Origin of the sequence: Burkholderia sp. Cy-637 (assembly GCF_011753175.1) — a bacterium.
In the GTDB taxonomy this organism is placed as follows: Bacteria; Pseudomonadota; Gammaproteobacteria; order Burkholderiales; family Burkholderiaceae; genus Burkholderia; species Burkholderia gladioli.
Map to the genome: position 1 here is coordinate 1 of NZ_VWWC01000383.1, position 1,207 is coordinate 1,207.

The window sequence follows — 1,207 nt, forward strand, 5'->3', positions numbered from 1 at the left end:
GGCGCTGCCGCGGCGGCGCCGCGTTCGGCATCGGCGCCGCGCGGCGCGGCTTGCGCGACGCTCGGCTGGGCCGGGCGCGGGGTGGCCTCGACCAGCTCGTCGTCGGCGTCGTGGTGGGTGAACACCAGCACCAGCGCGCAGGCCGCGAACAGCGCGGCCATCACGATGTGCTTGGGCTGCGGCTTCTTCATGGCGCGCCTCCCTCTAGCGGCGCGGAGGCGGCCGAGGCGGGCGCGGCACCGGCCGGCGAGACGATCGCGATCTCGGTGAAGCGGCGCGTCGAGCCGCCGGGCTGGGCGCTCAGGTCGATCACATGCACCGGCGCGGCGGCCGAGGCGGGGATGGCGCTCGCCGCGGGCGTCGTATCGGTGGGCCGGGATGGTGCTTCGATGGCACGCGTGGGCGACGAGGCGGAAGCGGCGGCCGGACGAGCCGCGACGGCGGAAGCGGGTTTTGCTTCCGGGGAATGGGGCGATGGAGCCGATGCGGTAGCTGCGGCCAGGGCTGCCATGCGTGCCGAGCCGCCGAGTGTCGCCTTGGCTTGGTCCGCGTGCGGCGTCGCCGATTCGGCGGCCAGGGCCGCCATGCGCGCCGAGCCGCCGAGCGTCGCCTTGGCCTGATCCGCATGCGGCGTCGCCGACTCGGCGGCCAGGGCCGCCATCCGCGCCGAGCCACCTAGCGTCGCCTTGGCCTGATCCGCATGCGGCGTCGCCGATTCGGCGGCCAGGGCCGCCATCCGCGCCGAGCCACCTAGCGTCGCCTTTGCTTGATCCGCATGCGCCGTCGTCGACTTGGCGGCCAAGGCCGCCATCCGCGCCGAGCCGCCTAGCGTCGCCTTGGCTTGATCCGCATGCGGCGTCGTCGACTCGGCGGCCAAGGCCACCATGCGCGCCGAGCCGCCTAGCGTCGCCTTGACCTCGGCCGCCTGCGGAATCGCCGAGCCAACCGCCTTCGCGTTTTCTGGCTTCGCAATCACACCGGGAGCCGAAGCGGCCAATGGCGTCGTCGCCGCGCGCTTCGCCACCACGCCGCGAGCCGGTGCCGCCACCGGAACCGGCATCGCGATGCCAGCGGCGCCAGGTGCGGGCGCCGCTCGACTTGCCGTCGCCGGCGCCACGGGTTTCGTGTCGCGCGCGACGGCGGCGTGAACCGCCGGCACCGCCGGAGACGCCGTCTCACCACGCTCGCCCGGCTGCCGCGCTGCGTG

The 1,207-nt window shown here is 75.2% G+C and carries 2 pseudogenes; both read right to left on the bottom strand.

Features of this window, described 5'->3' with window-relative positions:
• A pseudogene (locus F3J10_RS35705) lies at positions 1–191 on the bottom strand (hypothetical protein); the annotation flags it as partial.
• Positions 188–1,207: pseudogene (locus F3J10_RS35710) on the bottom strand (hypothetical protein); the annotation flags it as partial. The pseudogenes F3J10_RS35710 and F3J10_RS35705, both read right to left, overlap by 4 nt.